Below are 26,426 nucleotides of genomic sequence, written 5' to 3' on the forward strand. Positions count from 1 at the left end.
CCGCATGTAGCACCCCGACAACCTGAGGACTGGAGAGCAGAATGGCCGAAGACGCCAAAACCGGAAACGCCGTATGGGAGACGATTAAAACCATCGTTTATGCCCTGCTGATCGCGGGCGTTTTCCGCACCCTGTTCTTTCAGCCATTCTGGATTCCGTCAGGATCAATGAAGCCCACGCTGTTGATTGGCGACTTCCTGTTCGTCAACAAGATGTCCTACGGGTATTCTTATGCCTCATGCCCCAGCCTGATCTTTCCAAGCGTCGGCCTGAACATTGATGCCGAAGACATCTGCGGCTGGATTCAGGGCGATGAAAACACGCGTATCTTTGGCAGCGAGCCTGAGCGGGGCGATGTCATCGTTTTTCGCCATCCTGTTACGGGGCGCGACTATATCAAGCGCCTGATCGGGATGCCGGGTGATCGGGTTCAGGTCCGTGATGGGGTGATTATCCTGAACGGCACGCAAGTGCCGCAAACCCCGGATGGCGTCTTTACCGAAATTGCTGCGCCCCAGGGCCCGCAACGTCTGCGACCCCGCTGCGAAAACGGTCCCGTCGGAATCGGGGGTGCCTGCGAAAAGTCGCGTTTCATCGAGACGCTGCCGAACGGTGTTTCGTATGAGGTGGTCAATATCGGCAATCAGGGGTCGGACAATACCGGCATCTACACCGTTCCCGAAGGCCATTATTTCTTTATAGGGGACAATCGCGACAATTCTGCCGACAGCCGCTTGCCGCAATCCGCTGGCGGGGTAGGCTACGTTCCATACGAAAACCTGATCGGCCGCGCCGATCGGATCATGTTCTCGTCGGCGGGTCGCTCGATGCTGTTCTTCTGGACCTGGCGCAGTGATCGCTACTTCAAGGCGGTCAATTGAAGCTATCGGCCGATATAAAGTCGTTTCAAAAGCGGTTGGGATACGAGTTTTCCAATCCCGACCTGCTTGTTCGCGCCTTGACGCATGGATCGGTTTCCTCACCCACCCGGCCAGACAACCAACGCTTGGAGTTTCTGGGGGACCGTGTACTTGGTCTGGTCATGGCGACCGCCTTGCTTGAGGTCGATAAAGAAGCTTCCGAAGGCCAGTTGGCTCCACGTTTCAACGCCCTTGTTCGTAAAGAGACCTGCGCCGATGTCGCGCGTCAGATCGATTTGGGCGCGGTGCTGAAACTGGGCCGGTCCGAGATGCTCTCGGGTGGACGCCGCAAGCAGGCCCTGTTGGGCGACGCGATGGAGGCGGTGATCGCCGCGATCTATCGAGATGCGGGGTTCGAGGCTGCGCGCGATGTGATTCTGGCGCTGTGGGACGATCGTATTCTCACAGTCGAAGCAGACGCCCGAGACGCCAAAACCGCCTTGCAGGAATGGGCGCAAGCTCGGGGGCAAAAGCCGCCCTCTTATGTCGAGTTGAAACGGACCGGTCCCGATCACGCGCCGGTCTTCACCATCGCGGCACGGCTTCAGAACGGGACTGAGGCTGAGGCAACTGCTGGTTCCAAACGTCAAGCCGAACAAGCCGCAGCCAAAGCCTTACTGGACAGCCTGCCGACATAAGTCATGTTGCGCAACTCGGAGACTTCCTCATCCGGCTGAAATTACACTCGGGCAAGCTCGGATTTAATCTGGCTCAAGAGGGTTGGCCCACTCAAACCACCCGAATAAAGCCGGTCAGGCCGGTTTTCTGATGCTCGATCACATGGCAATGAAATGCCCAATCCCCCGGATTGTCCGCGACCAGCGCGATCTCGATAACCTCATCCTTCAACAGCAACATGGTGTCGGTCAGCAGCGGCGGTAAATTCCGCAGGTTTGATTTCAAAGGCACAAACACCAACCCATGCAGGTGGATCGGATGTTGGTTCGGCGACTCGTTTCGCAACCGCAGCACATAGCTTTTGCCCATCTCCAACGTTGCAAGTGGCCCGACCCCCTGCGTCGCGTCGCCCGGCCAGGGTTTGCGATTGATGGACCAGAAGTTGTACCCGAGCGACCCGCAGAACCCGTTATTGGGCTCACCGCCTTCCGGTGTCCAGCCAAACACAAACTCGTGAAGCTCGACGCTGGCAAGATCGGGTTTGGTCGTGGGGTTCACGGGCAGGGGCCGCAATTCGCGCAGATTGCGTCCGACCGAAATCCCGACGGCCCGCAACTGGGTCACGGCCCGATGTGGTTGGCCCGGAAACTTAGCCACAAGATCAACCGTCTGACCTTCATCTGACGGCATCAGCACTGCAAACTCCACCCGCTGGCCCGGGCCGATTAACAAGGGTTCCTCCGCGCTCGGCATCGGAACCTCAATCTCAACCGGATGTCCGTCCCAGGCAATGATCCGCGCCTCTGAACCTGCCAGATGCACCTTGTAAATCCGCGTCGTATCGCTGTTTAGGACCCTAAGCCTGACAAGGCTGCCCGCACCATGGTCATAGACCGGCGCATTCAGCCAATTGGCCGTTTGAACATTGCCGAACGTTCCGGCACGCGCCGCACCCCGGGGCGTATAAGCGGGTAGAAACGCACCGTCCTCATCCAGCCGGAAATCGCGCAGGTTGACAACCTGGTCGCTGTCGAACCCCACATCCTCTGCCTCGGCAATCACCATCACGCCGGTCAGGCCGTGGGCCATCTGCTCCATCGTCATGCAATGGGGGTGGTACCAATACGTTCCGGCATCGGGTGGGGTGAATTCATAGTTGAATACCTCATCCGGTCCGATCGGCATCTGCGTGAGATAAGGCACCCCATCCATTCCGTTTGGTATCCGCAGCCCATGCCAGTGCATCGCGGTATAATCGGGCAGGGTATTGCGCACGGGTAGCCGCATCACCTCGCCCTGCTTCCCATAAAGCACGGGGGGCGGTGCGCCCGGTGACAGGCTGACCATGCCCGTCGTGACTTGATCGCGCAGGGCAAAGCTTGCAGATTGAACGATCAGTTCCTGGTTCGCCGCAGCGACGCTAATTCCACCCAGTCCTGCAGCGCCGGCTGCGGCGGCGGTGCCAATAAGAAACTCGCGGCGTTTCATATTCAACCTCTCGGAGACGGTAATCAGGCCGGGCTCGGTTTGGCTGGGCGTACTGGTCATCATTGACATCGGGCATGCATGACCGCAATGCAATAAATCCCTCTGGCCCGTCCTCGCTATCTGTTATAGGGGTGCCGACCTGCACACAGGATCGCACATTACATGACCACTCACGCCGGATTTATTGCTCTGATCGGAGAACCCAACGCAGGGAAATCGACCCTGCTGAACCGCATGGTCGGGGCAAAGGTCTCGATCGTGACGCACAAGGTCCAAACCACCCGCGCGCGCATTCGTGGCGTCGCGATGGAGGGCGACGCGCAACTGGTCTTTGTCGATACGCCGGGCCTGTTCAAACCGCGCCGCCGTCTGGACCGGGCCATGGTCGCGGCCGCATGGGGTGGGGCCGCTGACGCCGACATCGTTGTGCTGATGGTCGAGGCCCATCGTGGCATCACCGAAGGGGTTGAACGCATTCTCGAAGGTCTGGACGAAATCGGGCAGGGCCGCACGATTGCGCTGGCGATCAACAAGATCGACAAGGTGCCGTCCGAAAAACTGCTGACGTTGACCCGTGATCTGAACGCGCGCTATCCCTTTGCCGAGACGTTCATGATCTCGGCGGAAAAAGGCCACGGCGTCGACGACCTGCGCAAATGGCTCGCCTCGGAACTGCCCGAAGGCCCATGGCTCTATCCCGAAGATCAGATCGCCGATCTGCCCCTGCGCATGATCGCCGCCGAGATGACGCGCGAGAAACTGACCCTGCGGCTGCATCAGGAACTGCCCTACCAGTTGACGGTTGAAACCGAAAACTGGGAGGAGCGCAAAGATGGCTCCGCTAAGATCGATCAGGTTATCTATGTCATGCGCGACGGTCACAAAGGCATCGTGCTGGGTAAAAAGGGCGAGACGATCAAGGCCGTCAGTCAGGCGGCGCGGGCGGAACTGGAAGAGTTCCTTGACCGCAAAATCCACCTGTTCCTGCAGGTCAAGGTCCGGCCCAGCTGGCTGGAAGACTCTGAACGCTATGCCGAGATGGGTCTGGATTTCAAAGACGGTAACGCATGACGCGTCTGACGGCCGAGTTCTGGGTGCACGCCTATCTGGCGCGCCTGCGGTTTCAGGAAATCCCGGCCTTTGTTGTGGCGCATGGCGACGACACAGCCGGCGCGGTGCTGGTCAAGCTCAACACGCTGGACGGTCAGGCCGTGGTTTTCCAGCGCAGCTTTGACCTTATGAGCGGCGAACGCAAATGGATTGAACTCGCCAGCGGCGCCGAGGCCGACGCCGATGCCGCCATCACCCGCCAACGCAGCTTTGACCCCGACCTCTGGGTGATTGAGGTCGAGGACCGCCAAGGGCGTCATTTGCTTGGGGACGAGGGGTTGGAGTAAAGGCCCATACCCGCCTGGAACCTGAGCACGTTCATTTTAGGATTCTAATTTGGGTCACTAAAGTAAACGAAACTCATCTTATTGCCATCCAGATCGCGCGCGTATGCACCGAAAAAGTCCGGACCATACTGCGGACGCGCGCCTGGGTCGCCTTCGTTGGTGCCTCCGTTTTCCAGTGCTGTTGAATGCGCGTCACGAACCTCTGCTTCACTCTGACACAACAAACCGACCATAGCTCCGTTTCCGACAGTCGCAGTCTTTTGATCAAATGGTGAGGAAACCCAAACACGCCCCCCGCCGCGTAACTCGTAACAGACTGCATAGGGCATGTACTCGGCTACAACCTTACCGCCTATTTTGGCGAAAACAGCATCGTAATAGGTGCGTGCTTTAGCAACATCGTTGGAACCGATCATAACGTAGTTTAGAGACATTTTTGAAATCCATCGCTTGGAACATAACAGGAACATTAACGGCGAAAGGGACTAGTTTCAACTTGATTCTCTTCTTACGTAAATCTGCTGGCTTTTGGAGCCGGTGCAAGCGCTCTGATGACCTGAAAGGCAAAGCTTACATCGCGGAAAAACCGCAGTTACAGGACCGCCTGTGGTTGGGACGGCTCGACAAAGTTGACATGTAGATTCTTGATGCTTGCTGCAAACTCGTGCCTACTGAGCGCATCCCCGTCTGTTTCTATTGCCGTATTGGTCGCAATTTCGACCCACCCCCCAAGGTTTGCATCCAGCGGTTCCGACGAGATAATGATCCCGTCCTTGCAACGGCGATAATGCAGGCTGGGGGCGAACCGGTCCGACGCGTAGCGGGCTGCAAACAAGCGCTGGCCGTCCGACCAGCACGCGGCAAATCGCAGATAGGGTAATGCGCCTTTGCGCCGAGAAAGGGCTTCAACGCGCTCAACTGCCCGCTGCATGGCCCCAATCGGATCTTTGTTCAGCCCCTCGCCATGGGCGATTAGAAAAATGGCCTCGCTTTCGGTGGCCCCCATCCGATGGTTGTAGAGGTCGGGGGGGATCATTCCATCCAGCTCCTGCCGGATTTGCTCGTGCCCTCCGGCCTGACCGTTGTGCATAAAGCTCCACCGCCCGCAGCCGAATGGGTGACAATTGTTGCGCGAGGTGGCTGTCCCGGTCGAGGCGCGGACATGGGCCAGAAACAGACCGGACCGGGTGTGGTGTGCCAGCTGCCTCAGATTGGCATCCGACCAGGCTGGATTCGTGTCCTTGTAAAAGCAAGGGTTCGGTCGCTCCGAATACCAGGCCAGCCCGAACCCGTCGGCATTAATCGGTGTCTTGCCAATCAGTGCATTGCGGCTTTGTTCGACAAGCGACTGCTCCTGATGCATGACAAGATCGTCCAGATAGCGCTTTGCCCCAACCCATGCCAAGAAACGACACATGCAATTTACCCCGGTATATGTCCAATTCCGGTATCAATATCACCGCCTGGGCGAGGATATGTCACAAGTTATGGATACAAAAACTGCTTCTTTCTATCAAATGATATGCAGATAGCTGGATCTACGTTCAAAGATTCCGGATGCACCGGGATTAGCCAAATGCCGCTCAACTGCTGTTGGTCACCTGCAAGCAAGAAACATTGGGACCGACCCCTTGCGGGTATGAACCCTTTGCGGTCTGTTGGGCAGACACCATCAGCCACTACCGGAGCCCTTTTGGACTGGCGCGATCACGGCATACTTCTGACCACCCGCCGCCATGGTGAAACGGCGGCGATTATCGAGGTCTTTACCGAAGCCCATGGGCGCCATGCCGGTGTTGTGCGTGGGGGGACCAGCCGCAAGATCGCACCCATTCTGCAACCGGGAGCGCAGCTGGATGTACTCTGGCGGGCGCGGCTGGAGGAACATCTCGGTACATTTCAGGTGGAACCGCTGCGGTCCCGGGCGGCGGCGGCGTTCTCGGGGCGGTTGGCGCTGGCCGGGCTGAATGCGGTGGTATCGCTTTTGACGTTCTGTCTGCCAGAACGCGAACCGCACCCGGCAATCTACAGGCAGACCGAGCAACTGATGGATTTGCTGGGACACGATGAGATCTGGCCGCTGGGATATCTGCGCTGGGAACTGGCCCTGCTGGAGGAGATGGGCTTTGGCCTTGATCTTAGCCGCTGCGCTGTTACCGGCGCGACCGAAGGGCTGATCTATGTCTCGCCAAAATCAGGTCGCGCCGTCAGTGCTGCCGGAGCCGGTGACTGGGCGGACAAGTTGCTGCCATTGCCGCCCTGCTTGCGCTGTGAAGGAGCCGCGCCGGACATCGAAATTGCATCCGGGCTTCAAACAACAGGTTTCTTTCTCGAGCACCGCGTCGCGCCGTCACTGGGGCACACGCCTTTGCCGGATGCGCGCGCCCGGTTTGTCGACCACGTCACTCGGCGGCTGTGAACACCATTTCGTTCCCGTCATCGTTGCGCAGGATCAGAACATCCCCTGACACTTCGGCCTGCGTCATTGCCAACAGGGCCGCAAAATAGAACCCTTCGGCTTCAAGCGCCTCACAGGCGCGACGCGTGGCCGCCAGATCACTGATTTCGAACCAGGGGTAGGGCGCGTTCAGCGTGCCGGTATAGGTATTGCACGGCGCAGACCCTGCGACCTCACCCGCTGCCGGAAACTGTAGGGTCGCCTTGGCGGAAAAGGGTTGGGAGTCAATTTCCTGAAGGGACCAGATGCGATCAGCGGCTCCATAGGCAGCCACAGTTTCATCCCGATCACACTGAAACAGTCCCATCAGGGGCAGCATCAGAGCATAACGTAGCATTTCTTGCTCCTCGAAAAGCGCCGGACCGCGTGTATGTGCGCCGATTGGTGTGGGTCAAGCTATACTTACAACAAGGCACGTCAAACCCACCGTGCAGTTGACCGATGATTAGAAATCGACATAGTAGCTCAGCTAACACTCGGCGTTTCTACAGAGGGCCAAGTGTTCAATATACTAAAGTTCGATTTCTGGGCATGTCCCGATATGTAGTTGTTTGGTTTGGAAAGTTTCTGTGTCGCAAAGTGACGACATGAACAAAGACGCGCAACCCCGGCGTTTCGTCAGGATTCTCATGATCCTGATCTACGTGCTCTTTTTGGTGCTACTGATCGAGCTGCTGTCCTACGTCGCGGTTGTTCATCTGTTTGACAATGCACTCGGAAACAAAGCCGAACGGCATCTCTATTCGTCGATCCGGGGCCATCAGCTAAACCCGGCCTACCGGCGCGAGTTCGACACAGGTGGCCATCGAATTCACTCAGACCAGGGCTTTCGCCGGGACACAAATGTTGCTCTGCCAAAGCCGGACACTACCTATCGCATTTTTCTGATGGGAGGCTCGACGGCCTATGCCATTGGGTCCCAGGGCAGCGTTTACCCCAACCACCCGACGCTGACCAATCAGGAAACCGTCTCACACTACTTGGAACAGGCCCTGCGCCAGCAGCACCAGGCTCAGACACCCGATGTCACGATTGAAGTCATCAATGCAGGTGTAGCTGCATATCACAGCTTTCAGCACGTGCTGTATGTCTATGAAACACTGTATGAATACGAGCCAGACATGATCGTGTTTCTGGACGGGCACAATGATTTTTACAACGTTGGGATCTCTAACCCGATCCAAAGCTACGGTTACTCCTCGGCGCGCATGGTGGACGCCCTGAACGACCGCAAGCCGTTTTTCGCAACCTACGCCTTCCTGAGGTACTTTGCCGACTATTCCTACACGTTCAAGCTGGCGTCAAAGCTCACGCAAGGCCTGTACGACCGTTACGAGACACCCCCATATAACACCTATGGCGACGTCACAGCGCTTGAGCGTGATTTTTCAGCCGAACTTGAAGCCACTGCGCGCGTTGGATTCTTGCGGAACTACAAGCTGATCGAGACCTTCGGCAATTATCACGGATTCTGTTATCACGTTTTCCTTCAGCCAGAGGTCGTGTTTGAAGACGCGGCTCATCTGAGCGAATTGGATCGCGAAACGGCACGTATTACTCGGGATTTTTACTTTCCAGGCCGGGAAGATGTCATGAAGCGCGCGCGTCTTGAACTCCCCGCGCTGTTTCAACATGCCGGAATACCCTTCACCGACATCGGGGAGATCGCGGCACCGGAACATCGGGATAAGGCGCTATATGTCGACTACACCCATCTGACGCCGGAGGGATCGAAGTTGGTGGCCGACCGGATGCTGCCGGTGGTGACTAGGCGGGCTGCCGAGTGCGGGCTCGCCAACTAGGTTGAAACGTGGGATTTTTTGGACAATCTGGACACGTGTAGAGGTCGGACAGGTGCAAACTGTGCACCGCAAGAAAAGACCCGGCGCAAGGGCCGGGTCAGTTTGGGAAACAGGGATGCCGTTTCGGGTCAGCCCAGCAAACGCCGCGCAATGACCTGTGCCTGAATTTCGGCAGCCCCTTCGAAAATGTTCAGGATGCGCGCGTCGCACAGCACCCGGCTGATCTTGTATTCCAGTGCAAAGCCGTTGCCTCCGTGGATCTGCAAGCCGTTGTCGGCCGCCGCCCAGGCCACACGCGCACCCAGCAGCTTGGCCATCCCGGCCTCAAGGTCGCAACGCTGACCGTGGTCTTTTTCCCAGGCCGAGAAATAGGTCAGTTGTCGCGCGATCATGATTTCGACCGCCATCATCGCCAGCTTGCCCGACACGCGCGGGAAATTGATCAGAGATTTGCCAAACTGCTTGCGGTCCTGCGCGTATTGCATGGCGATATCCAACGCACTCTGGGCGACGCCGATGGCACGGGCGGCGGTCTGGATACGAGCAGATTCAAAGGTTTCCATCAGTTGCTTAAAACCCTTGCCCTCCTCTCCACCCAGAAGGTTCTCACCTTTGACTTTGAAACCATCAAAGGCCAGTTCGTATTCTTTCATCCCGCGATAGCCGAGCACCTCAATTTCACCACCGGTCATACCCGGGGTGGGGAAGGGGTCGTCATCGGTGCCGGGTGTCTTTTCAGCCAGAAACATCGATAGGCCACGGTGATCGCTCGACTCTGGATTTGTCCGCGCCAACAATGTCATGACATGGGTGCGCGCCGCGTGTGTGATCCAAGTCTTGTTTCCGGTAATCTGATAGTCGCCGTTTTCGTCCTTGACCGCGCGGGTGCGCAGGCTGCCCAGATCAGACCCTGTATTGGGTTCGGTAAACACCGCCGTGGGCAGAATCTCGGCGCTGGCCAGTTTCGGCAGCCAGTTGGCTTTTTGCTCATCCGTACCGCCCGCAATGATCAGTTCGGCCGCGATCTCTGACCGGGTGCCCAGCGAACCGACACCGATATAGCCACGCGATAACTCCTCGGAAACAACACACATCGAGGCTTTGGACAGGCCGAAACCGCCAAACTCCTCGGGGATTGTCAGACCGAAAACCCCCATCTCGGCCAGCTCTTCGATGACCTCGATCGGGATAAGTTCATCTTTCAGGTGCCAGGCATGCGCATAAGGCTCGACCTTTTCCTGAGCATAGCGGCGGAACTGGTCCCGGATCATCTCTAGCTCTTCGTCCAGACCAGACGCACCAAACATCGTGGCACCGGACTGATCCTGCATCAGTTCGACGAGACGCGTGCGCGCGGCCTGAGAATTGGCCTGCGCCATCAGCGTTTGCACTTCGGCGCATTGGAACCCGGACAAAGCGTCCCAGCCTAGACCCAGGTCTTGCAGGCGGACGACCTCACCCTGGTTCATTGGAATGCCACCGGCGACCTGATGCAGGTATTCGCCGAATGCGATCTGGTGCAGCAGTTGCTCTATTTCGCCAAATTTGCCGTCGGCCTCCAGCGCCTCGGCCCAGCGTTGCATCTGTTGGAGGGACTGGCAGTAGGTTGCCAACCAGGCGAACCCGTGCGCCGCTGTCTGGTGCGACTCAATCAACGCGCCCGAGATCTTGCCATCGGATGTGACCATCGCACGGACTGACTCGCGCGCCCGTTCGAACACGGACTCAACGGCCGGAACAGCGGCTCTGGTCAATGTCAGAAGGTCGGGCAATGTCGCAGTTGGTGCCATCTGTGTCACATCCTGTCCGTCATGAGCCATAAATCACGTCCTTCTCTGGGTCGTCCGGTCATACCATGCTGCACGTGCAGCGCAACAAAAATACGAATTATATCTGGTAAAAGTTCAAAAATTACCGGAACAATTTTGCATCGCAGAGAGACCTGACAATGATATCAACAGCCCATGGCGTTGTTTTCAATACTTTCTGTGCAAGACCTGTTTCTCGCGGCAGGGATTGCCTTTCTTGCAGGTTGGATCAAGGGGATGGTCGGGTTTGCCATGCCAATGATATTGGTGTCCGGGCTGAGCATGTTCCTGCCGCCAGACGTGGCACTGGCCGGGCTGATCCTGCCCACTCTGGTAACAAACAGCGTTCAGGCCCTGCGGGAAGGACCGTCTGCTGCGCTATCTTCGATCCGGCAATTCAAGGTGTTTCTGGCGGTCGGTTTGGTGTTTCTGCTGGCAGGCGCGCAGCTCGTCAGCCTTGTGCCGACCTCGGCCTTTCTATTGATGATCGGCGCACCGGTGACCGTCTTTGCATTGATCCAAGTTCTGGGAGTAAGGCTGACACTGACCAACCGGTCGGCGAAGATTGAAGCCGGCATCGGGGCCGTGGCTGGGTTTGTAGGTGGCATGTCCGGGGTCTGGGGGCCACCAACCGTGATGTACTTGACCGCGTTGAACACCTCCAAGTTGGATCAGTTGCGGGTGCAGGGTGTCATTTATGGATTGGGGGCCGTGGCCCTGACGGTCGCGCATCTGGGGTCGGGGATCCTGCGCGCTGAAACTGTGCCTTTTTCGGCGTTTCTGATCGTTCCGGCCTTGTTGGGCATGTGGGTCGGGCTGCAACTGCAATCCCGGATTGACCAGGCCAGTTTTCGCAAAGTGACGTTATTGGTCTTGCTGGTGGCCGGACTAAACCTGCTGCGGCGCAGCTTATTGTATTGAGGGCTCAGCGCCGGCTGTCGATGAACCGAAACGAAAAATACAAAATGAGCATCAAAAAGAACAAGCCGGAGATGTCGCCGATCAGAAAGGCAATGTACTCTGCGGTCGCACTGCCAAACGCGAGATTGGTCAGACCCGAGACAAGGATCGACGTTATGACTCCGACACCCATAACGCAGGTCCAACAGGCTTTTCGGTCGGGTCGCGGGAACAGGTCCCACCCCAACCATTTACAAAAGTAGAATACGGCCGGGGCGGTTGTCACAGCGATCACAATGCCGATCAGCCGGCTGGGCAGGAAGACATCGGATCCGGCTACAATAGCAAACGATAGAAAAACACCCGGCAAAAGCGCAAAGATGGCGCGCCATCCCAATAGCCAGGCCGCCAGAACACGAACGCCGTGGGGCAGAAACAGCAAACTTGCTCGGCTCAGGTATTCAGGAAAAAACACATCTTGCAGCGGCATCAGAACCCGGAACGTCAGGAGCGATGCAGCCAAATAGGCCAAAGAGGCAATGAATGTTTCAGTGGCCCACTTACGCACCGGGTCAGCCGCCCAGGTGCAGGGCCGCCACTCTACCTGGGCGCATTTACGACATACCGTCCCCGGTTGGAACTGCCACTTTGCGACAGGTACCCCTTTTCAACCAGTGACTTGAGAGCTCGGAAGAATGTTGGCCGCGAGACGCTTTCGACCAGCGTATGTTCAATAAGGCCAAATGTGCGGACTTCATGGTCGGTCTTTGAGAGCTCTTCGGCCGCATAGTATATGTCGCGCTCAACCGGAGAGAGTGTTTCCAGCCCCAAAGTGCGTTCCATGCTTTGCATCAATTTGCGCAGTTCGGTGAGTTTCGAGATTTCGGTCATTAGGTCCCCATTGGTTTTTCTGCCCGAGATTGAAGAGCTGCGACGATATGAACCGTACTGAACCTCGGTTCGTTCAGCATGTACCATATTGACTCAATTCCCCATCTGCTTAGACTATTTTATTGATTAGGCAGCTCAAATCGCCGATGTGAGTGTCCGCGTATGAGCTGCCCAAAAGCCATTTTAGTTTCAGCCCGGTGCATCAGCGCCGGGCGTTTTCGTTTTAATAGTACGCATATCTACAGCAACTGCACTTTTCGAACAACGCATTTGTCTAGGCAATTGTCGCTTTGCAACCATAAAGCGATCCCTGATTGGGCCGGGTGAGCAAAAACAGCGGTGTATTCGCTCACAGCGGCGCTTACCCGATGGCCACGGCCTTGATGTCTTCGTCGATGAACGGGACATATTGTTCAAAGTTCTCTGCAAACATCTGGACGAGTTTTTCTGCCTGTTTGTCAAAAGCCGCCTGATCATCCCAGGTCCGGCGCGGATCCAGCAGAACCTCGGGCACGCCTGGAACGGAGACCGGCACGTCAAAACCGAAATTCGCATCCTTGCGGAACTCCGCGTCGGCAAGGGATCCCTCCAGCGCCGCCGTCAGCAAGGCGCGGGTTGCTTTGATCGGCATCCGGCTGCCGACACCATAGGCGCCGCCGGTCCAACCGGTGTTGACCAGCCAGCAGGTCGCGCCATGTTGAGCGATCTTGTTGCGCAGCAGGTTCCCGTAGGCTTCGGGGCGACGCGGCATAAAGGGCGCGCCGAAGCAGGTTGAGAACGTTGGTTGCGGTTCTGTTACTCCGCGTTCGGTCCCGGCAACCTTCGAGGTGAAGCCCGACAGGAAGTGATACATCGCCTGTGCCGGTGTCAGCCGCGCGATCGGAGGCAGAACGCCAAACGCGTCGCAGGTCAGCATGATGATGTTCTTCGGGTGTCCACCCAGCGCTGATTTGGACGCGTTGGAAATGTACTCCAGCGGGTAGGCGCACCGCATGTTTGCGGTCAGAGAGTCGTCGTCGAAATCCAACTCTTTGGTTTCCGGGTCGAACACCATGTTTTCTATAACAGTCGCGAACTTGGAGGTAGTCGCGTAGATTTCGGGTTCGGCCTCGGCGTTCAGGTTAATGGTCTTGGCATAACAGCCACCCTCGAAGTTGAAGGTGCCGCGATCCGACCAGCCATGCTCGTCATCGCCGATCAGAACCCGAGCCGGGTCTGCGGACAGTGTCGTTTTGCCGGTGCCGGACAAACCAAAGAACACGGCGGTATCGACCGGGTTGCCAACGGCGTGGTTGGCCGAGCAGTGCATCGGCATCACGCCTTTTTCAGGCAGCATATAGTTAAGCAGCGTAAAGACGGATTTTTTGTTTTCACCTGCATATTCAGTGCCGCCAATCAGTATGAGCTTACGGTCAAAATTCAGCGCAATGACGGTTTCACTGCGGCAGCCGTGCTTTTTCGGATCGGCTTGAAAGCTGGGGCAGTTGATGACGGTGAAGTCAGCGGTGAAGTCGTCCAGATCCTCACGATCGGGGCGGCGCAGCAGGTGCCGGATGAACAGGTTGTGCCAGGCCAGTTCGGTGACCATGCGCACGTTTATCGAATAGCTGGGATCAGCCCCGCCGATCAGGTCCTGCACAAAATAGTCGCGACCCTTCATATGCTCGATCATGTCAGCATACAGCGCATCGAACCCCTCTGGCGTCATGGCAGCATTGTTTTCCCACCAGATGCTGTCGGCGACACTGTCGGTTTTGACGACATGCTTATCCTTGGGCGAGCGGCCCGTGAACTTGCCTGTAGAGACCAGAAACGCCCCGCCATTGCCAAGCGTGCCTTCGCCACGCTTCAGCGCCTCTTCGATCAGCGCAGGTTCCATGTAGTTGTAATAGACATTGCCCAGACCCCCGATGCCCTGATCTTCGAGGCGGAATTGCGGGTTAACCCGTCCAGATGTCATGCGTTTCTTCTCCTGTGGCGGCGCTGCAGTCGTTGGACCCCATGCGCTTTTGGGGCAGTTTGCCGGATTTTGCCGGCGGATAGGCGCCTCTTATCATGGTCATTTAGCGCATGAACAGGACGGTTTGTTGCAGTTAGCGCAACCAAGCTCAGGTTTAGCGCCACCACGAATTTCCTGTCGGAAATCCGGGCAACAATTCGGGCGAGGCAAGGCAATTTTGCCGCATCCCTGCCGCAAGAATGGCATGATTCGCGGTTACGGATTGATTCGGCGTCTTAAAACCGCCAACAATGCTGTACAAATAAGCGAATTATTGCGTGAGTGAGCAGGAATAGGGGTGAACCCGATGTCAAAGATTGCACTGGTGGATGACGATAGAAACATTCTGACGTCCGTATCCATGACACTCGAAGCCGAGGGTTTTGAGGTCGAAACATATAACGACGGACAGGCCGCGTTGGATGCGTTCAACAAGAAGATGCCGGATATGGCGGTTCTGGATATCAAGATGCCGCGTATGGATGGTATGGATTTGTTACAGCGCCTGCGTCAGAAAACGCAGATGCCGGTGATCTTCCTGACCTCGAAAGACGATGAGATCGACGAGGTTCTGGGTCTGCGGATGGGCGCGGATGACTATGTGAAAAAGCCGTTCTCTCAGCGCCTTCTGGTCGAGCGTATCCGGGCGCTGCTGCGTCGTCAGGAAGCCACTAGCGGTGATGCAGCGGCCGTTGCGTCCGGCGACACCAAAGTTATGGAACGGGGTGAGTTGCGGATGGACCCGCTGCGCCATGCAGTTAGCTGGAAAGGCACGGATGTGTCTTTGACGGTCACCGAGTTCCTGTTGCTGCAGGCGCTGGCCCAGCGCCCGGGCTTTGTCAAAAGCCGAGACCAGCTTATGGATGTGGCCTATGACGATCAGGTCTATGTGGATGATCGCACCATCGACAGTCACATCAAGCGTCTGCGCAAGAAAATGCGGGCTGCGGACCCTGAGTTTTCGGCTATCGAAACCCTGTATGGTATCGGGTACAGATACAACGAAGAGTAGCCGCTGCCGACAGCAAGGGGTGATGGAGTTCCGTGCGCGACACCGAACAAGCAGAAGAAGTGCGCGACGGTGATGTCGTTCTTGGGGATGACTGGGTCATCCCTCAGGACCCTGACTCCGCTGAATTGCGGGAAAAACGATCCCGGAGAAACCTCTTTTCACTGCGCGGATCGCCCCTCGCCCGAAAGATCATAACCTTTAACCTGATTGCACTCGTGATCCTGGTCACCGGGCTGTTGTACTTGGACGACTCCCGCAAGGAGCAGGTTCAGCAGACCGCCCGTAACCTGATTGGCGATGCGCAACTGGTCAGCAATGTTTTCGAAACCCAGCTGCGCCAGGGCGCATCCCAAAGCCCACAGAGCACCGGTAATCTGGACGTCAAAGACACCCTCGCGGGACTGAGCCTGCCTGAAGGTGGCGAAGTCTTTGTTTACGATGCCGGGGGTACTCTGATCGGCTGGACGCGCGGTGCCGCTCCGGCCTCTGAATTGCCTGTGTTGCTGCGTACGGATGCCGAAGTGCAAACCGGGGCTACTGTGATCAGTGACGCCCTGAATGCGGTTTGGACAGGTGTGTCCAAGATTTTCAACTGGTCACAGACCAGCGAGGCGCCAACCTTGGCGCAGCGCGTTCAGGACATCATCCCACAAGCCCTATTGGGCAAAAAACAGGTTCAGGCGGTTCAGGACGATGCGGGCGAGACCGTCATCGTGGCCGCCGCACCGATCCTGTTTGAAGACAATCCCGTCGGGGCTGTGGCCATTGCTGGCCCGGCAGGAGAAATTGACGCGTTGGCCCGGCGCGAACAGGAACGCATTCTGCAGATGTTTGTTGTCGCGCTGTTGGTCTCAGTTGGGCTTAGCCTTGTTCTGGCGTCGACAATCGCGAACCCCCTGGCAGACCTCGCGTCGGCCGCGGAAATGGGGAAGGATCGTGGGACGGGGGTCAATCCTGGGCGTATCCGCATACCAGACCTCAGTGCCCGACCTGATGAAATCGGGCGCCTCAGCCGTGCGTTGCGGGGTATGGTGACGGCGCTCTACAATCGGATAGACGCCAACGAACAGTTTGCTGCTGATGTCGCCCATGAAATCAAAAACCCCCTAGCCAGTCTGCAATCTGCCGTTGGCACCTTGCGAATGGTCAAGCGCGAGGATCAGCGCGACAAGCTTTTGGGTGTGATTGAACATGATGTGCGGCGCCTGGATCGGCTGGTCAGCGATATCTCCAACGCTTCCCGCCTGGATGCGGAGTTGGTCAAGGAAGAAGAACAGCCTTTCGATCTGCTTAAACTCCTTGGCAACATCGGTCAGCACCTCGGTGACGAGGCCCGGTCCCAGGGGATCGATTACATAACGGATCTGCCCCCTGACCCGATTGTGGTCAACGGTCTAGAAGCGCGTCTGGCACAGGTTTTCGTGAACCTGATCACCAACGCGATTTCTTTCTGTGAAGAAAATGATGCAATCCGGGTTTGGGTGCGTCAGCGCGACAACCGCGTACTGATCGTTGTCGAGGATACCGGTCCCGGCATCCCCGAACAGTCCCTGACCAAAGTTTTCAAACGGTTCTATTCGCAACGTCCCGAAGAGCATTTCGGGAACAACTCCGGCCTTGGTCTGGCGATTTCGAAACAGATCGTGGAGGCCCATGGCGGCGTCATCTGGGCCGAAAACATTCGCCCGACAGAGGCTGATATCACTTCGGACCCACTCGGGGCGCGGTTTGTTGTCGGGCTTCCCGTCTGAACCATGAGTGGCCCCGCCCTGTCAGATGTGACGGACCGGGACACCGCCCAAATTCATGCAAGTTGCGTTGCCGTGAATGGCCAAGGAGCGTTGATCGTTGGGGCGTCGGGCACCGGTAAATCAGGCCTCGCCTTGCAGATGATGGCGCTGGGCGCCGGGCTTGTTGCAGATGACCGCGTCGATCTTCGCATGGAGAACGATCAGGTCATGGCTGAGGCGGTTTCGCCAATCTCTGGACTGATCGAGGCCCGCGGCATCGGCCTGCTGCGGGCAACGCCGAGCGGTCCTGTACGGGTCAGCTATGTTGTCGATCTGGACCACAGCGCTTTGGCGCGGCTTCCTGATCCGGTTACGATAAAAGTGCTGAGGCAAACTGTGCCCTTGCTTGAGGCGGCCGGCGTACCCAATTTGGCACCGGCTTTGATGCAACTACTGAAAATGGGACGCGTGGACCCGGAATGGCCCAGCTCATGACTTCGCAACGGCGCATTGTTTTGGTGACAGGTCCCTCAGGCGCGGGCCGTACGACCGCGATTCATGTTTTGGAAGACCTTGGGTTCGAAGCTATCGACAACCTTCCGATGGGTCTCTTGTCCCGTCTGTTGGACGGGGGCGACGATGATCGCCCGGTGGCCTTGGGCATCGATACGCGGAACCGGGACTTTTCAACGAATGGCTTTATCGAACTGGCGGAAAAACTGGGGCGGATGGCTCAGATGGATCTGACGGTTCTGTATCTGGATTGCAGCGATGAGGTTCTGCTGCGCCGGTTCTCGGAAACCCGCAGGCGCCACCCTGTCGCTCAGGATGCTGGTCCTGAAACCGGCGTTCGGCGAGAAAAAGAATTACTGACCCCCATTCGAGAGATTGCCGATACGCTGATCGATACCAGCGCGCTGAACGTGCACCAATTGCGCGAGGAGGTTGAACTTTGGTTTGCTCCGAAGGGTGGGCGCCATCTTGCGGTTTCCATAGAGTCGTTCTCGTACAAGCGGGGGCTTCCAAGAGGTCTGGACATGGTGTTTGATTGCCGGTTTCTGGCCAACCCGTATTGGCGTCCCGAATTACGAGCGGCTGATGGTCGAAACCCGGATGTGGCGCACTATGTACAGGCGGACATGAATTATTCTCCGTTTTTTGACCGTGTTGTTGAGTTGCTGCATCTGTTGCTGCCGGCCTTTCGGGCCGAGGGCAAAGCGCACTTGTCTATCGCCTTTGGTTGCACCGGCGGTCAGCACCGCTCTGTCGCCATGGCGGAAGCGGTTGCAAAGGCTCTTGCAGAGGGGGGGCAGCAGGTGGCAGTTAGGCACCGCGAGATGGAACGTCGTTCGTTGAATGTGAGGCCAGATTGATCGGGATTGTGATCGTAGCGCATGGTGGATTGGCGCAAGAATATCTGGCTGCCATGCAGCATGTGGTGGGGCCGCAACCCGGCCTGTCGGCAGTTGCGATCGAGGCCGATCACGACCGTGATACAAAACAGGCCGAGATTTGTAGTGCCGCAGATCACGTGGACGTCGGCGATGGCGTAATCATCGTCACAGACTTGTTTGGGGGTAGCCCCTCGAACCTGAGTCTGAGGGCCTGCGCCCCTCAGGATCGGCGAATCCTCTATGGTGCAAACCTGCCTATGCTGATCAAATTGGCCAAAAGCCGCCACCTGCCGGTAGCCGATGCGGTGCGACAGGCAATGGAGGCTGGACGAAAGTACATCAATTCGCAGAATGTGACATTGGACTAAGACCGGACTTTTTTGGAATGACTAACCGCAGCTTGAAAATAATCAATGAAAAGGGCCTGCACGCCCGTGCCTCTGCAAAGCTGGTCGAGGTTGTCGAGGGCTTCGATGCGAACGCAGAGGTCTCAAGAGCAGGACTTTCTGCCTCAGGGGACAGCATCATGGGTCTTTTGATGTTGGCAGCATCGCGCGGAACGACTATTGACGTCGAGACATCTGGACCGGATGCTGAGGCCTTGGCAGAAGCTTTGGAAACTTTGGTGAACGACAAGTTCGGAGAAGGGTTCTAGGTAAGCCGCCCCTGACGGGACAGGAAGAACGGGAAGACCAGGAATTGGCGGAAACAACGCACGAGACCAAGACAGCCCCTGTATTGGACGGAACCGAGGATCAGGGTGAAATCTACGACCGTAGAACGCTGACCTACGCGAATTCGTTCGACGATGCCTGGACCTCTACGGCCATCCGCGCCATCGAATGGTGCACGGGCAAGCTGACCATTTTGCGCATGGTCAACACGTTCGAGAAAAAGAACGAGTATTACCGGGGCCAACGGTTCTGGGGCGGCGCGCTTGAGGTCATGGGCATCAACCTGACGACGCCACCAGAACAGATCGCGCGGATTCCTAAAAAGGGACCTGTTGTGGTCGTCGCCAATCACCCCCACGGTATGGTGGATGGCATGATTCTGGCCGAGTTGATCGGGCAAGTACGGAGCGATTACCGCATCCTGACCCGCTCGGTTCTGACCGGATTGGACGAGGCTGCGACTTCGTTCATGATTCCGGTTCCATTTCCGCACGATCCCGAGGCGCAGGCCAAAATGCTGGAAATGCGGGGCAAGGCGATGGAACACCTGAAAAACGGTGGCGTCGTGGCGCTATTTCCATCAGGTGTTGTCATGTCCTCGGACGATTGGTTCGGCCCGGCCATCGAACGGGAATGGAACGTTTTTACCGCCAAGATGATCCGCCGTTCGGGTGCACAGGTGGTTCCGATCTTTTTTCCCGGCAGGAACTCCCGCGCTTATCAGATTGCGAACAAAGTCTCGGCGATCCTGCGGCAGGGATTGTTGCTGCATGAAATCGTCCGGTCTTGCAACAAGCCGCAATCCCCGGTCATTGGTGAACCGGTTTCCGATGAGGACATGCAGCTTCTGGAAAAGGACCCGCGGGGTTTCATGACATGGCTCAGAGACCACACAATGGCGTTGAGCCGCTCGCTTAAATCCTGAGCGTATCTGTTTCTTCCCGCAGATTCATGTGGACAGGAGGCTGGCGCTACCGCGTTGGAACCGGAACCTCTCCGCGATAGTCATAAAATCCACGTTCGGTCTTGCGACCCAGCCATCCCGCCTCGACATACTTCGTCAGCAAGGGGCAAGGTCGATACTTGGTGTCCGCCAACCCGTCATGCAGAACGTTCATAATCGCAAGGCAGGTATCCAACCCGATGAAATCAGCCAATTCCAGCGGTCCCATCGGATGGTTGGCCCCCAGTTTCATCGACTGGTCGATGGACTGCACACTGCCCACGCCTTCATACAGCGTGTAAACGGCTTCATTGATCATCGGCATGAGAATCCGGTTCACGATAAAAGCCGGAAAATCTTCGGCGCTGGCCGCTGTCTTGCCCAACCGATCCACCACGGTCTTGCAGGCGGCAAAGGTCTCTTCGTCCGTCGCGATTCCACGGATCAGCTCTACCAGTTGCATCACTGGAACCGGGTTCATGAAATGAAAGCCCATAAACCGCTCGGGCCGATCTGTGCGGCTGGCCAGACGGGTGATGGAAATCGACGATGTGTTTGATGTCAAAATCGTATGGGGCAGCAGATGCGGCTGTAGGTCCTCAAAAATCGCCTGCTTGATGGTCTCGCGTTCCGTTGCGGCTTCGATCACCAGATCCGTCTGGCCCAGTTTGGGTAGATCCAAGGTCGTCGTGATCCGTTTCATCGCCTCCTGCATCGCGTCCTCGGTGATTTTACCCCGGGACGCCTGACGCGCGAGGTTCCCCTCGATGGTCGCAATTGCGTTGTCCAGCGCGTCCTGACTGACGTCGTTCAGCAGAACATCGTACTCCGCCAATGCCAGTACATGGGCGATACCGTTGCCCATCTGGCCTGCGCCAATCACTCCGACTGATTTTACGTCCATTGTCCGGTGCCTTTGTCTCGGGATTCATCGCGACACTATCGGCAGACCGGGGCGGGCGGCAAGGGCGTCCGGTGAATGCAATTTGCTTCAAATCCGCACATTAGGACTTTCTCAACACTTAAGGCTGCAAGATGGCAGCGGGGTGAAAACTGGGTGAGTGTCATGGGCTGTCATCAACTGGGCTCGGCTAAGTCCGATGAAGAGATCTGTCAATATGAAGGATCAGGGCTTTGGTTTCGCGGGCCAAAGCGGGCGTTGGACGCGCCATATGTGGCCTGCGTTGGTGGGGATGAAACATTTGGGCGGTTTTTGGAACAGCCGTATCCGGCTTTGCTGGAACAGCGGTTGGGTTGCGATTGTGTGAATTTTGGCAGTGTGTTTTGCGGTGTCGAGGCTTTGTCTACCGACAGGGGTCTTCGGGATTTAGTCGCCAGAGCTCGCCTGTGCATACTTAAGGCACCAGACATTCCCGGTCAGACGAACCGGTTTTATCGTGTTCATCCTCGGCGCAACGACCGCTTTGTTGAACCGACGAAGGATCTGCTGAGCCTGTACCCGGATATGGATTTTACGAACGTTCATTTTGTCGGCCATCTGTTGAAGCTGTTGCAGGCTAAAAACGACGCACGTTTTGAAACCGTCAGGCAGGAATTGCGTGCCGGATGGGTGCGGCGATGCAGCACGTTGCTGAGGGAAATCGATGTGCCAGTTGTTTTGTTGTGGTTACGTGTCCGTCGACACCATGACCAAGCCCATGAGCTTGTGCCGGTGGACGCGGCATCGGTAGCTGAACTCCAACCGTTTTGTGCAAGTGTCGTCGAAATGCCGGTTTCCGTCTCCGGAGAGTCGGATCATTTGGAGGATTTGCTGTTTGGCACCCTCCAACAACCGATGGCAGAGCACATGCTCGGGCCGTCGGCCCATAGGGCAATCGCCAATCAGCTGTTGATGACACTCTACGATTTAAACGAAAAAGGCCCGCCATTTGGCGAGCCTTTCCGTCGTGTCTGGGCCGATTGATCAGCCGAGTTTTTCGGTCAGTTCCGGCACAGCTTGGAACAGGTCCGCAACCAGTCCAAAGTCTGCGACCTGGAAAATCGGAGCTTCTTCGTCCTTGTTGATCGCGACGATGACCTTCGAGTCTTTCATGCCAGCAAGGTGCTGGATCGCGCCCGAGATGCCGACGGCGACATAGAGGTCAGGGGCCACAACCTTACCGGTCTGGCCGACTTGCCAGTCGTTCGGGGCATAGCCCGAGTCCACCGCCGCACGCGACGCGCCCACGGCTGCGCCCAGCTTGTCCGCCAGGGTCTCGATCATTTTGAAGTCTTCTTCCGAACCGACGCCACGGCCGCCCGAGACAACGACGCCAGCCGAGGTCAGTTCCGGACGGTCGCTTTCGGCCACCTTGTCCTCGACCCATTCCGACAGGCCCGGATTGTCGCCGACCGAGATGGTTTCGACCGGGGCCGAACCGCCTTCACCAGCGGCGTCAAAGCTTGCGGTCCGCAGAGTAACGACCTTCTTGGTATCATTCGACTTAACGGTCTGTATCGCGTTGCCCGCATAGATCGGGCGCTCGAAAGTCGAGCCATCGACAACGCCCGAGGCGTCCGAGATCACCATCACGTCCAGCAACGCGGCAACGCGAGGCATGACGTTCTTGGCGTCGGTGGTTGCGGGGGCAACAATGTGCTCGTAGCCATCGGCCAGTGATACGATCAGAGCGGCAGTCGATTCCGCAAGGCGGTGGCCCAATGAGGCATCCTCGGCGACCAGCACTTTGGACACGCCGTCGATCTTCGCAGCGGCCTCACCGGCGGCGGCGGCAGAACCGCCCGCAGCCAGAACGGTGATGTCACCCAGTGACTTGGCCGCGTTCACGGCTTTGGCGGTTGCGTCAACACTGAGTTCGCCGTTGTTCACTTCGGCAAGCAGAAGTACAGCCATTACACAGCCCCCGCTTCTTTGAGTTTCTCGACCAGCTCGTCGACCGAGCCTACGACGATACCAGCGGCGCGTGCCGGCGGCTCTTCGGTTTTGAGGACCTCCAGGCGCGGCGTGACATCGACGCCGTAATCAGCGGGGGTTTTCTCATCCAGCGGCTTCTTCTTCGCCTTCATGATGTTGGGCAGCGACGCATAGCGCGGCTCGTTCAGGCGCAGGTCAACGGTGACGATGGTCGGCATTTTGACGCTGATGGTCTGCAGGCCGCCATCCACCTCGCGGGTGACCTTGGCGGTGTCACCTTCGATATCCAGTTCGGACGCGAAGGTGCCCTGGCTCCAGCCCAGCAGGGCCGACAGCATCTGGCCGGTGGCGTTCATGTCGTTGTCGATCGCCTGCTTCCCCGCCAGAACGATGCCTGGCTGCTCTTCCTCGACCACCTTGGCCAGGATCTTGGCGACGGCCAAGGGTTCGATATCGGTGTTCACATCATCAGAGGCAACCACCAGAATGGCGCGGTCCGCACCCATGGCCAGCGCAGTCCGCAGGGTTTCCTGCGCCTGCTTGACGCCAATCGAAACAGCGACGACTTCGTCAGCCTTGCCCGCTTCCTTCAGGCGGATCGCTTCTTCGACCGCAATTTCGTCGAAGGGGTTCATCGACATTTTCACATTGGCGAGATCAACACCGCTACCGTCCGCTTTCACGCGAACCTTCACATTGTAGTCAATCACGCGTTTGACAGGCACGAGTACCTTCATTTTTGCGCTTTCTCCTCAAAAAACGGTAAGCCGCAAAGCGACTCCACCAATGTTCTCGCGGGCCTAGATAGCGCCTTGCGTAGCAACGCAACAGAGCAAAATCGTCACGTCATGTCGCCGGGACGTCGCGTTTCGTGGTTTTTTGACGCAAAGGAACACCAATTGGCTGGTTTGCGCTGTTGGTTCGCAGATCGGGTCGGGTGGCTGTGGCCATGCCGGTTGTCAGGGAAAAGAGTGTTCAGCGATTTGCGCCCGGAACCCACAGCACGTCATCCTTGCCACCATTGTTGGCGCACCGCGCAGCGACAAAGAACCAATCGCTGAGCCGGTTAAGATACTTTACCGCGACCTCGTTCACTGGCTCCATATTGGTCAGTTCCACTGCCAGACGCTCTGCCCGGCGTGAGACGGTTCTGCAAACATGCAGATGTGCTGCCAACTGCGAGCCACCCGGCAGAATAAAGCTGCGCAGGGGTTCCAGCGTTTCGTTCATGACGTCAATCTCGGCCTCGAGCCGGTCAATCTGGGCGGGCACGACACGCAGCGGGGTATAATCCGCCTCGGCATCTTTCTCCATATCAGGTCGGCAAAAGTCTGCGCCCAAATCAAACAGATCATTCTGTATGCGGGCCAATGCTGCGTCTGTCTCACCGTCGGCTTCGGTCCGGGCAACGCCAACAAACGCATTCAATTCGTCCACCGTCCCATAGGCCGTAACACGCCCAGAGTATTTTGCGACCCGCTCGCCATTCCCAAGCGCGGTTTTCCCGTCGTCGCCGCTGCGCGTGTAAATCTTATTCAATACGACCATCTGCTACACTCCTTGCCCGCGCAGAACCACGTAGATCACAATCAACACAACGGCAATGAACTGGAACAGGATGCGCAGACGCATCATCTTGTTGCTCTTCTTCGCAGCTTCCATGCCGCCTTTGCCGAAATTGGCGATACCAATCGTCAGCACAACGACAACTGCCGCCATGGCCAGAAGGAGAACGACCATCAATAGGTCCATAACAGGTCACCGTCCGTGTGTTTTTGTTTCATTGCGCCCCATCTAGCGCCGACATGATAAAAAGCGAACGGGTTATTTCGCCTCAGATGTCCGAAAGGATGCGGTCGATGGCCTTTGTGGGCAGGATTCGGCGCAAATACCCGGCTATGTAAGTCGGCGTCGTCACATAATAGCGCGATCTTGGGCGTTTGGCTTCTACTGCATGTGCTAGTTTTTCTGTGACGGCAGAGGCCGGCAGCTCAAACCGATCCGGTCCCGAGCTTTCATAGAGGCGTTTGAGAAGGGATCCTTCATACTTGTCGCGCAGGGCCGAATTTTCCCAGTCGATGAAACGTTCAAACAGCGGGATCGCCTTTTCGCGCAGCTTTGAGGTTATCGGGCCGGGTTCGATCAGGACCACCTTTATGCCGGTGTTCCGGAGTTCCAGGCGCATTGTATCAGTCAGGCCTTCGACTGCATATTTAGTGGCCACATAGGCGCCGCGCCATGGAAAGGCCACGAGGCCCAGTACAGAAGAACACTGCACGATGCGCCCGTGACCCTGTGCCCGCATGACGGGAATCACTTGACGCGTCAGTTCATGCCAGCCGAAGACGTTGGTTTCAAATATGTGGCGCAACCCCTCTGTCGGAACATCTTCGACCGCGCCGGGTAATCCATGCGCGCCATTGTTGAACAGCGCGTCGAGGGTCCCGCCGGTTTCTTTGAGAACCTGAGCCAGCCCCGAGGTTATGCTGTCGCCATCGGTATAGTCGATCCGTGGGCTGTCAAAGCCTTGTGCCCGCAAACGGTCGCAATCACGTTGCTGCCTGCACGAAGCAAAGACACGCCACCCACGCGCACGCATGCCGTGTGCTGCATCCAGGCCAATACCAGATGAACAGCCTGTAATGAGAATCGATTTTTGCATGCCATCCCCGGAATTGTCCTCGTCCATAGCTATGGCGGGGAACCGTACAGGGCAATGACATGCATGTTTCAGTCCATGGTTTTTCGGACCAGTGACGCGGAAATCCATCCGACCTGTTGCCCGGGCAACACGCGCAGGCGCAACCAGCCGGTGCCGGACTCGCTCAGCACTTCGACTTTCTGGCCGAGTGTAGCTTTGCCGACGACCGGATAAATCGTGCCCGGGCCGTCGCGCATATTCACGCGGGTTCCGGATACTTCGCGGATGTCTTTTTCCGGTTCCTCTATAACAGGGATTTCCAGCGATGCAGGTTCAGCATCCGACGTGACCTGCTGAAGCCCCGCGACACCTTGCTCCAGAGAGGCCAGAGTCAAGGTCGTGCCCTGATCGTCAAACAACGACGGGTTTGCATGCAACCCGGCCGCCACGTCTGCCAGCAAAGCTTCGGCCTCAGCATCGTTCAGCACAGGTTCGGCGTCAGGTGTCGGCGCAATCACGTCAGCCGGTTTCAATATGGCGCGCGTAACCAGTTGCTCTGCTGGTGCCGGTTCCGGAGTGGGACCGGATATCTCTGCAACAAGCTGCGGTGCATCCGAGCGCAGACCACGCGGTTCAAAATCGGGACCTCCGCTCATCACGTAAAAGGTCCAGCCAAGTAAAGCAAAAGTAACAAGTATCAGGCGCGTCATGGCGCATCCCCCAGGGTCAATCGTAACATCAAATAAAAGCAGCAATTCAATTGATGAGAGTTTAGCATATTTTGGACAACGAGTCGAAAAACGGGGGAAATCCGATACTTGGCTCCCCCTGTTGCAAAAAGCGCGACTTGTCCCCAGCAAAATACGTGCTGCTTGC

Annotated in this window: 31 protein-coding genes; 15 read left to right on the forward strand and 16 right to left on the reverse strand. The window is 57.2% G+C overall.

From position 1 onward, the window contains the following. Positions 1-41 precede the first annotated feature (41 nt). Positions 42-881: a signal peptidase I gene (gene lepB, locus ACR3ES_RS09275; RefSeq protein WP_170435192.1), complete on the forward strand. Its 840-nt coding sequence runs from the start codon at positions 42-44 to the stop codon at positions 879-881. Further along, a complete protein-coding gene (gene rnc / locus ACR3ES_RS09280; RefSeq protein WP_170435194.1) occupies positions 878-1,558 on the forward strand; it encodes a ribonuclease III in 681 nt (226 codons plus the stop codon). Before lepB ends, rnc begins: the two co-directional genes overlap by 4 nt. A 91-nt stretch (positions 1,559-1,649) precedes the next feature. Here rnc and ACR3ES_RS09285 read toward each other — a convergent pair whose 3' ends face one another. Next, a complete protein-coding gene (locus tag ACR3ES_RS09285; protein ID WP_170435257.1) occupies positions 1,650-3,026 on the reverse strand; it encodes a multicopper oxidase family protein in 1,377 nt (458 codons plus the stop codon). A 162-nt stretch (positions 3,027-3,188) separates the two neighbouring features. Between ACR3ES_RS09285 and era the strand changes: the two genes are divergently transcribed. Next, positions 3,189-4,097: a GTPase Era gene (gene era / locus ACR3ES_RS09290; protein WP_170435195.1), complete on the forward strand. Its 909-nt coding sequence runs from the start codon at positions 3,189-3,191 to the stop codon at positions 4,095-4,097. Next, positions 4,094-4,423: a DUF1491 family protein gene (locus ACR3ES_RS09295; protein ID WP_170435198.1), complete on the forward strand. Its 330-nt coding sequence runs from the start codon at positions 4,094-4,096 to the stop codon at positions 4,421-4,423. The genes era and ACR3ES_RS09295 overlap by 4 nt, the downstream gene beginning before the upstream one ends. 44 nt (positions 4,424-4,467) lie before the next feature. Here the strand turns inward: ACR3ES_RS09295 and ACR3ES_RS09300 are convergent, their stop codons facing one another. Both ACR3ES_RS09300 and ACR3ES_RS09305 read right to left on the reverse strand, forming a co-directional pair. Then, positions 4,468-4,839, reverse strand: a complete 372-nt coding sequence (locus ACR3ES_RS09300) for a VOC family protein (protein WP_480493397.1) — start codon at positions 4,837-4,839, stop codon at positions 4,468-4,470. 176 nt (positions 4,840-5,015) lie between these two features. After that, a complete protein-coding gene (locus ACR3ES_RS09305) occupies positions 5,016-5,840 on the reverse strand; it encodes a class II glutamine amidotransferase (RefSeq protein WP_170435202.1) in 825 nt (274 codons plus the stop codon). A gap of 276 nt (positions 5,841-6,116) precedes the next feature. On the opposite strand from ACR3ES_RS09305, the gene recO reads away from it, so the two are divergent. Beyond that, positions 6,117-6,842, forward strand: a complete 726-nt coding sequence (gene recO, locus ACR3ES_RS09310) for a DNA repair protein RecO (protein ID WP_170435204.1) — start codon at positions 6,117-6,119, stop codon at positions 6,840-6,842. Here the strand turns inward: recO and ACR3ES_RS09315 are convergent. Further along, the gene (locus ACR3ES_RS09315; protein ID WP_480425248.1) at positions 6,826-7,218 is read right to left on the reverse strand and encodes an META domain-containing protein; all 393 of its coding nucleotides are present in this window, start codon (positions 7,216-7,218) and stop codon (positions 6,826-6,828) included. The genes recO and ACR3ES_RS09315 overlap by 17 nt on opposite strands. 250 nt (positions 7,219-7,468) lie before the next feature. Between ACR3ES_RS09315 and ACR3ES_RS09320 the strand changes: the two genes are divergently transcribed. Further along, a complete protein-coding gene (locus ACR3ES_RS09320) occupies positions 7,469-8,683 on the forward strand; it encodes a hypothetical protein (RefSeq protein WP_480493395.1) in 1,215 nt (404 codons plus the stop codon). Between the two features lie 128 nt (positions 8,684-8,811). On the opposite strand, the gene ACR3ES_RS09325 is transcribed toward ACR3ES_RS09320, so the two are convergent. Then, complete coding sequence (locus ACR3ES_RS09325; RefSeq protein WP_170435210.1) at positions 8,812-10,503, reverse strand: acyl-CoA dehydrogenase family protein; 1,692 nt, start codon at positions 10,501-10,503, stop codon at positions 8,812-8,814. 144 nt (positions 10,504-10,647) lie between these two features. Here ACR3ES_RS09325 and ACR3ES_RS09330 point away from each other — a divergent pair, with 144 nt between their 5' ends. Then, positions 10,648-11,412 carry a sulfite exporter TauE/SafE family protein gene (locus tag ACR3ES_RS09330; RefSeq protein WP_170435212.1) on the forward strand — a complete coding sequence of 255 codons (765 nt, stop codon included), beginning with the start codon at positions 10,648-10,650 and terminating at the stop codon, positions 11,410-11,412. Between the two features lie 4 nt (positions 11,413-11,416). Here ACR3ES_RS09330 and ACR3ES_RS09335 read toward each other — a convergent pair whose 3' ends face one another. From ACR3ES_RS09335 to ACR3ES_RS09350, 4 genes are all read right to left on the reverse strand, one after another. Continuing rightward, the gene (locus ACR3ES_RS09335) at positions 11,417-11,914 is read right to left on the reverse strand and encodes a hypothetical protein (protein ID WP_480493393.1); all 498 of its coding nucleotides are present in this window, start codon (positions 11,912-11,914) and stop codon (positions 11,417-11,419) included. Between the two features lie 77 nt (positions 11,915-11,991). Next, positions 11,992-12,282 carry a hypothetical protein gene (locus ACR3ES_RS09340; protein WP_170435214.1) on the reverse strand — a complete coding sequence of 97 codons (291 nt, stop codon included), beginning with the start codon at positions 12,280-12,282 and terminating at the stop codon, positions 11,992-11,994. Between the two features lie 361 nt (positions 12,283-12,643). Beyond that, a complete protein-coding gene (locus ACR3ES_RS09345; RefSeq protein ID WP_170435216.1) occupies positions 12,644-14,242 on the reverse strand; it encodes a phosphoenolpyruvate carboxykinase in 1,599 nt (532 codons plus the stop codon). Further along, entirely contained in the window at positions 14,223-14,345 is a 123-nt protein-coding gene (locus tag ACR3ES_RS09350) for a hypothetical protein (protein ID WP_480581897.1), read from the reverse strand. Before ACR3ES_RS09350 ends, ACR3ES_RS09345 begins: the two co-directional genes overlap by 20 nt. Before the next feature lie 243 nt (positions 14,346-14,588). Between ACR3ES_RS09350 and ACR3ES_RS09355 the strand changes: the two genes are divergently transcribed. From ACR3ES_RS09355 to ACR3ES_RS09385, 7 genes are read left to right on the forward strand one after another with little or no spacing between them, the layout of a single operon-like run. Then, on the forward strand, positions 14,589-15,293 hold the full coding sequence (locus ACR3ES_RS09355) for a response regulator transcription factor (RefSeq protein ID WP_170435218.1): 705 nt from the start codon (positions 14,589-14,591) through the stop codon (positions 15,291-15,293). Between the two features lie 32 nt (positions 15,294-15,325). After that, complete coding sequence (locus tag ACR3ES_RS09360) at positions 15,326-17,044, forward strand: sensor histidine kinase (RefSeq protein ID WP_170435220.1); 1,719 nt, start codon at positions 15,326-15,328, stop codon at positions 17,042-17,044. Between the two features lie 3 nt (positions 17,045-17,047). Then, positions 17,048-17,518, forward strand: a complete 471-nt coding sequence (locus tag ACR3ES_RS09365) for an HPr kinase/phosphatase C-terminal domain-containing protein (RefSeq protein WP_170435222.1) — start codon at positions 17,048-17,050, stop codon at positions 17,516-17,518. Further along, complete coding sequence (gene rapZ / locus ACR3ES_RS09370; protein ID WP_170435261.1) at positions 17,515-18,396, forward strand: RNase adapter RapZ; 882 nt, start codon at positions 17,515-17,517, stop codon at positions 18,394-18,396. Before ACR3ES_RS09365 ends, rapZ begins: the two co-directional genes overlap by 4 nt. Further along, positions 18,393-18,785, forward strand: coding sequence for a PTS sugar transporter subunit IIA domain-containing protein (locus ACR3ES_RS09375; protein WP_170435225.1), 393 nt, complete (start codon positions 18,393-18,395; stop codon positions 18,783-18,785). The genes rapZ and ACR3ES_RS09375 overlap by 4 nt, the downstream gene beginning before the upstream one ends. 17 nt (positions 18,786-18,802) lie before the next feature. Next, the gene (locus tag ACR3ES_RS09380) at positions 18,803-19,072 is read left to right on the forward strand and encodes an HPr family phosphocarrier protein (protein ID WP_170435226.1); all 270 of its coding nucleotides are present in this window, start codon (positions 18,803-18,805) and stop codon (positions 19,070-19,072) included. 44 nt (positions 19,073-19,116) lie between these two features. Continuing rightward, on the forward strand, positions 19,117-20,016 hold the full coding sequence (locus tag ACR3ES_RS09385; protein WP_170435228.1) for a lysophospholipid acyltransferase family protein: 900 nt from the start codon (positions 19,117-19,119) through the stop codon (positions 20,014-20,016). A 46-nt stretch (positions 20,017-20,062) separates the two neighbouring features. Here the strand turns inward: ACR3ES_RS09385 and ACR3ES_RS09390 are convergent, their stop codons facing one another. Further along, entirely contained in the window at positions 20,063-20,938 is an 876-nt protein-coding gene (locus ACR3ES_RS09390) for a 3-hydroxybutyryl-CoA dehydrogenase (RefSeq protein WP_170435230.1), read from the reverse strand. A gap of 162 nt (positions 20,939-21,100) precedes the next feature. On the opposite strand from ACR3ES_RS09390, the gene ACR3ES_RS09395 reads away from it, so the two are divergent. Beyond that, positions 21,101-21,958, forward strand: coding sequence for a DUF6473 family protein (locus ACR3ES_RS09395; RefSeq protein WP_480425252.1), 858 nt, complete (start codon positions 21,101-21,103; stop codon positions 21,956-21,958). Here the strand turns inward: ACR3ES_RS09395 and ACR3ES_RS09400 are convergent, their stop codons facing one another. The 6 genes from ACR3ES_RS09400 to ACR3ES_RS09425 all read right to left on the reverse strand — a co-directional run bounded on the left by ACR3ES_RS09400 (position 21,959) and on the right by ACR3ES_RS09425 (position 26,260). Further along, positions 21,959-22,888 (reverse strand): FAD-binding protein, encoded by a 930-nt coding sequence (locus ACR3ES_RS09400; protein WP_170435235.1) that lies wholly within the window; start codon positions 22,886-22,888, stop codon positions 21,959-21,961. It lies immediately after the preceding gene. Beyond that, the gene (locus tag ACR3ES_RS09405) at positions 22,888-23,646 is read right to left on the reverse strand and encodes an electron transfer flavoprotein subunit beta/FixA family protein (protein WP_170435237.1); all 759 of its coding nucleotides are present in this window, start codon (positions 23,644-23,646) and stop codon (positions 22,888-22,890) included. The genes ACR3ES_RS09400 and ACR3ES_RS09405 overlap by 1 nt, the downstream gene beginning before the upstream one ends. Before the next feature lie 238 nt (positions 23,647-23,884). After that, complete coding sequence (locus ACR3ES_RS09410; RefSeq protein ID WP_170435239.1) at positions 23,885-24,457, reverse strand: cob(I)yrinic acid a,c-diamide adenosyltransferase; 573 nt, start codon at positions 24,455-24,457, stop codon at positions 23,885-23,887. Between the two features lie 3 nt (positions 24,458-24,460). Continuing rightward, on the reverse strand, positions 24,461-24,661 hold the full coding sequence (locus tag ACR3ES_RS09415) for a twin transmembrane helix small protein (protein WP_170435241.1): 201 nt from the start codon (positions 24,659-24,661) through the stop codon (positions 24,461-24,463). Between the two features lie 82 nt (positions 24,662-24,743). After that, entirely contained in the window at positions 24,744-25,571 is an 828-nt protein-coding gene (locus ACR3ES_RS09420; RefSeq protein ID WP_170435243.1) for an SDR family NAD(P)-dependent oxidoreductase, read from the reverse strand. A gap of 68 nt (positions 25,572-25,639) precedes the next feature. Beyond that, positions 25,640-26,260 carry an SH3 domain-containing protein gene (locus ACR3ES_RS09425; RefSeq protein WP_480425253.1) on the reverse strand — a complete coding sequence of 207 codons (621 nt, stop codon included), beginning with the start codon at positions 26,258-26,260 and terminating at the stop codon, positions 25,640-25,642. Positions 26,261-26,426 lie beyond the last annotated feature (166 nt).

The organism is Ruegeria sp. B1, assembly GCF_056535885.1.

Bases quoted from the DNA above. Each gene is read 5' to 3' on its own strand.
- lepB (WP_170435192.1), top strand. From the start codon at position 42: ATGGCCGAAGACGCCAAAACCGGAAACGCCGTATGGGAGACGATTAAA.
- ACR3ES_RS09285 (WP_170435257.1), bottom strand. From the start codon at position 3,026: ATGAAACGCCGCGAGTTTCTTATTGGCACCGCCGCCGCAGCCGGCGCT.
- era (WP_170435195.1), top strand. From the start codon at position 3,189: ATGACCACTCACGCCGGATTTATTGCTCTGATCGGAGAACCCAACGCA.
- ACR3ES_RS09295 (WP_170435198.1), top strand. From the start codon at position 4,094: ATGACGCGTCTGACGGCCGAGTTCTGGGTGCACGCCTATCTGGCGCGC.
- ACR3ES_RS09300 (WP_480493397.1), bottom strand. From the start codon at position 4,839: ATGATCGGTTCCAACGATGTTGCTAAAGCACGCACCTATTACGATGCT.
- ACR3ES_RS09305 (WP_170435202.1), bottom strand. From the start codon at position 5,840: ATGTGTCGTTTCTTGGCATGGGTTGGGGCAAAGCGCTATCTGGACGAT.
- ACR3ES_RS09315 (WP_480425248.1), bottom strand. From the start codon at position 7,218: ATGCTACGTTATGCTCTGATGCTGCCCCTGATGGGACTGTTTCAGTGT.
- ACR3ES_RS09320 (WP_480493395.1), top strand. From the start codon at position 7,469: ATGAACAAAGACGCGCAACCCCGGCGTTTCGTCAGGATTCTCATGATC.
- ACR3ES_RS09325 (WP_170435210.1), bottom strand. From the start codon at position 10,503: ATGGCTCATGACGGACAGGATGTGACACAGATGGCACCAACTGCGACA.
- ACR3ES_RS09330 (WP_170435212.1), top strand. From the start codon at position 10,648: ATGGCGTTGTTTTCAATACTTTCTGTGCAAGACCTGTTTCTCGCGGCA.
- ACR3ES_RS09340 (WP_170435214.1), bottom strand. From the start codon at position 12,282: ATGACCGAAATCTCGAAACTCACCGAACTGCGCAAATTGATGCAAAGC.
- ACR3ES_RS09345 (WP_170435216.1), bottom strand. From the start codon at position 14,242: ATGACATCTGGACGGGTTAACCCGCAATTCCGCCTCGAAGATCAGGGC.
- ACR3ES_RS09350 (WP_480581897.1), bottom strand. From the start codon at position 14,345: ATGACCATGATAAGAGGCGCCTATCCGCCGGCAAAATCCGGCAAACTG.
- ACR3ES_RS09355 (WP_170435218.1), top strand. From the start codon at position 14,589: ATGTCAAAGATTGCACTGGTGGATGACGATAGAAACATTCTGACGTCC.
- ACR3ES_RS09365 (WP_170435222.1), top strand. From the start codon at position 17,048: ATGAGTGGCCCCGCCCTGTCAGATGTGACGGACCGGGACACCGCCCAA.
- rapZ (WP_170435261.1), top strand. From the start codon at position 17,515: ATGACTTCGCAACGGCGCATTGTTTTGGTGACAGGTCCCTCAGGCGCG.
- ACR3ES_RS09380 (WP_170435226.1), top strand. From the start codon at position 18,803: ATGACTAACCGCAGCTTGAAAATAATCAATGAAAAGGGCCTGCACGCC.
- ACR3ES_RS09390 (WP_170435230.1), bottom strand. From the start codon at position 20,938: ATGGACGTAAAATCAGTCGGAGTGATTGGCGCAGGCCAGATGGGCAAC.
- ACR3ES_RS09395 (WP_480425252.1), top strand. From the start codon at position 21,101: ATGGGCTGTCATCAACTGGGCTCGGCTAAGTCCGATGAAGAGATCTGT.
- ACR3ES_RS09400 (WP_170435235.1), bottom strand. From the start codon at position 22,888: ATGGCTGTACTTCTGCTTGCCGAAGTGAACAACGGCGAACTCAGTGTT.
- ACR3ES_RS09405 (WP_170435237.1), bottom strand. From the start codon at position 23,646: ATGAAGGTACTCGTGCCTGTCAAACGCGTGATTGACTACAATGTGAAG.
- ACR3ES_RS09410 (WP_170435239.1), bottom strand. From the start codon at position 24,457: ATGGTCGTATTGAATAAGATTTACACGCGCAGCGGCGACGACGGGAAA.
- ACR3ES_RS09415 (WP_170435241.1), bottom strand. From the start codon at position 24,661: ATGGACCTATTGATGGTCGTTCTCCTTCTGGCCATGGCGGCAGTTGTC.
- ACR3ES_RS09420 (WP_170435243.1), bottom strand. From the start codon at position 25,571: ATGCAAAAATCGATTCTCATTACAGGCTGTTCATCTGGTATTGGCCTG.
- ACR3ES_RS09425 (WP_480425253.1), bottom strand. From the start codon at position 26,260: ATGACGCGCCTGATACTTGTTACTTTTGCTTTACTTGGCTGGACCTTT.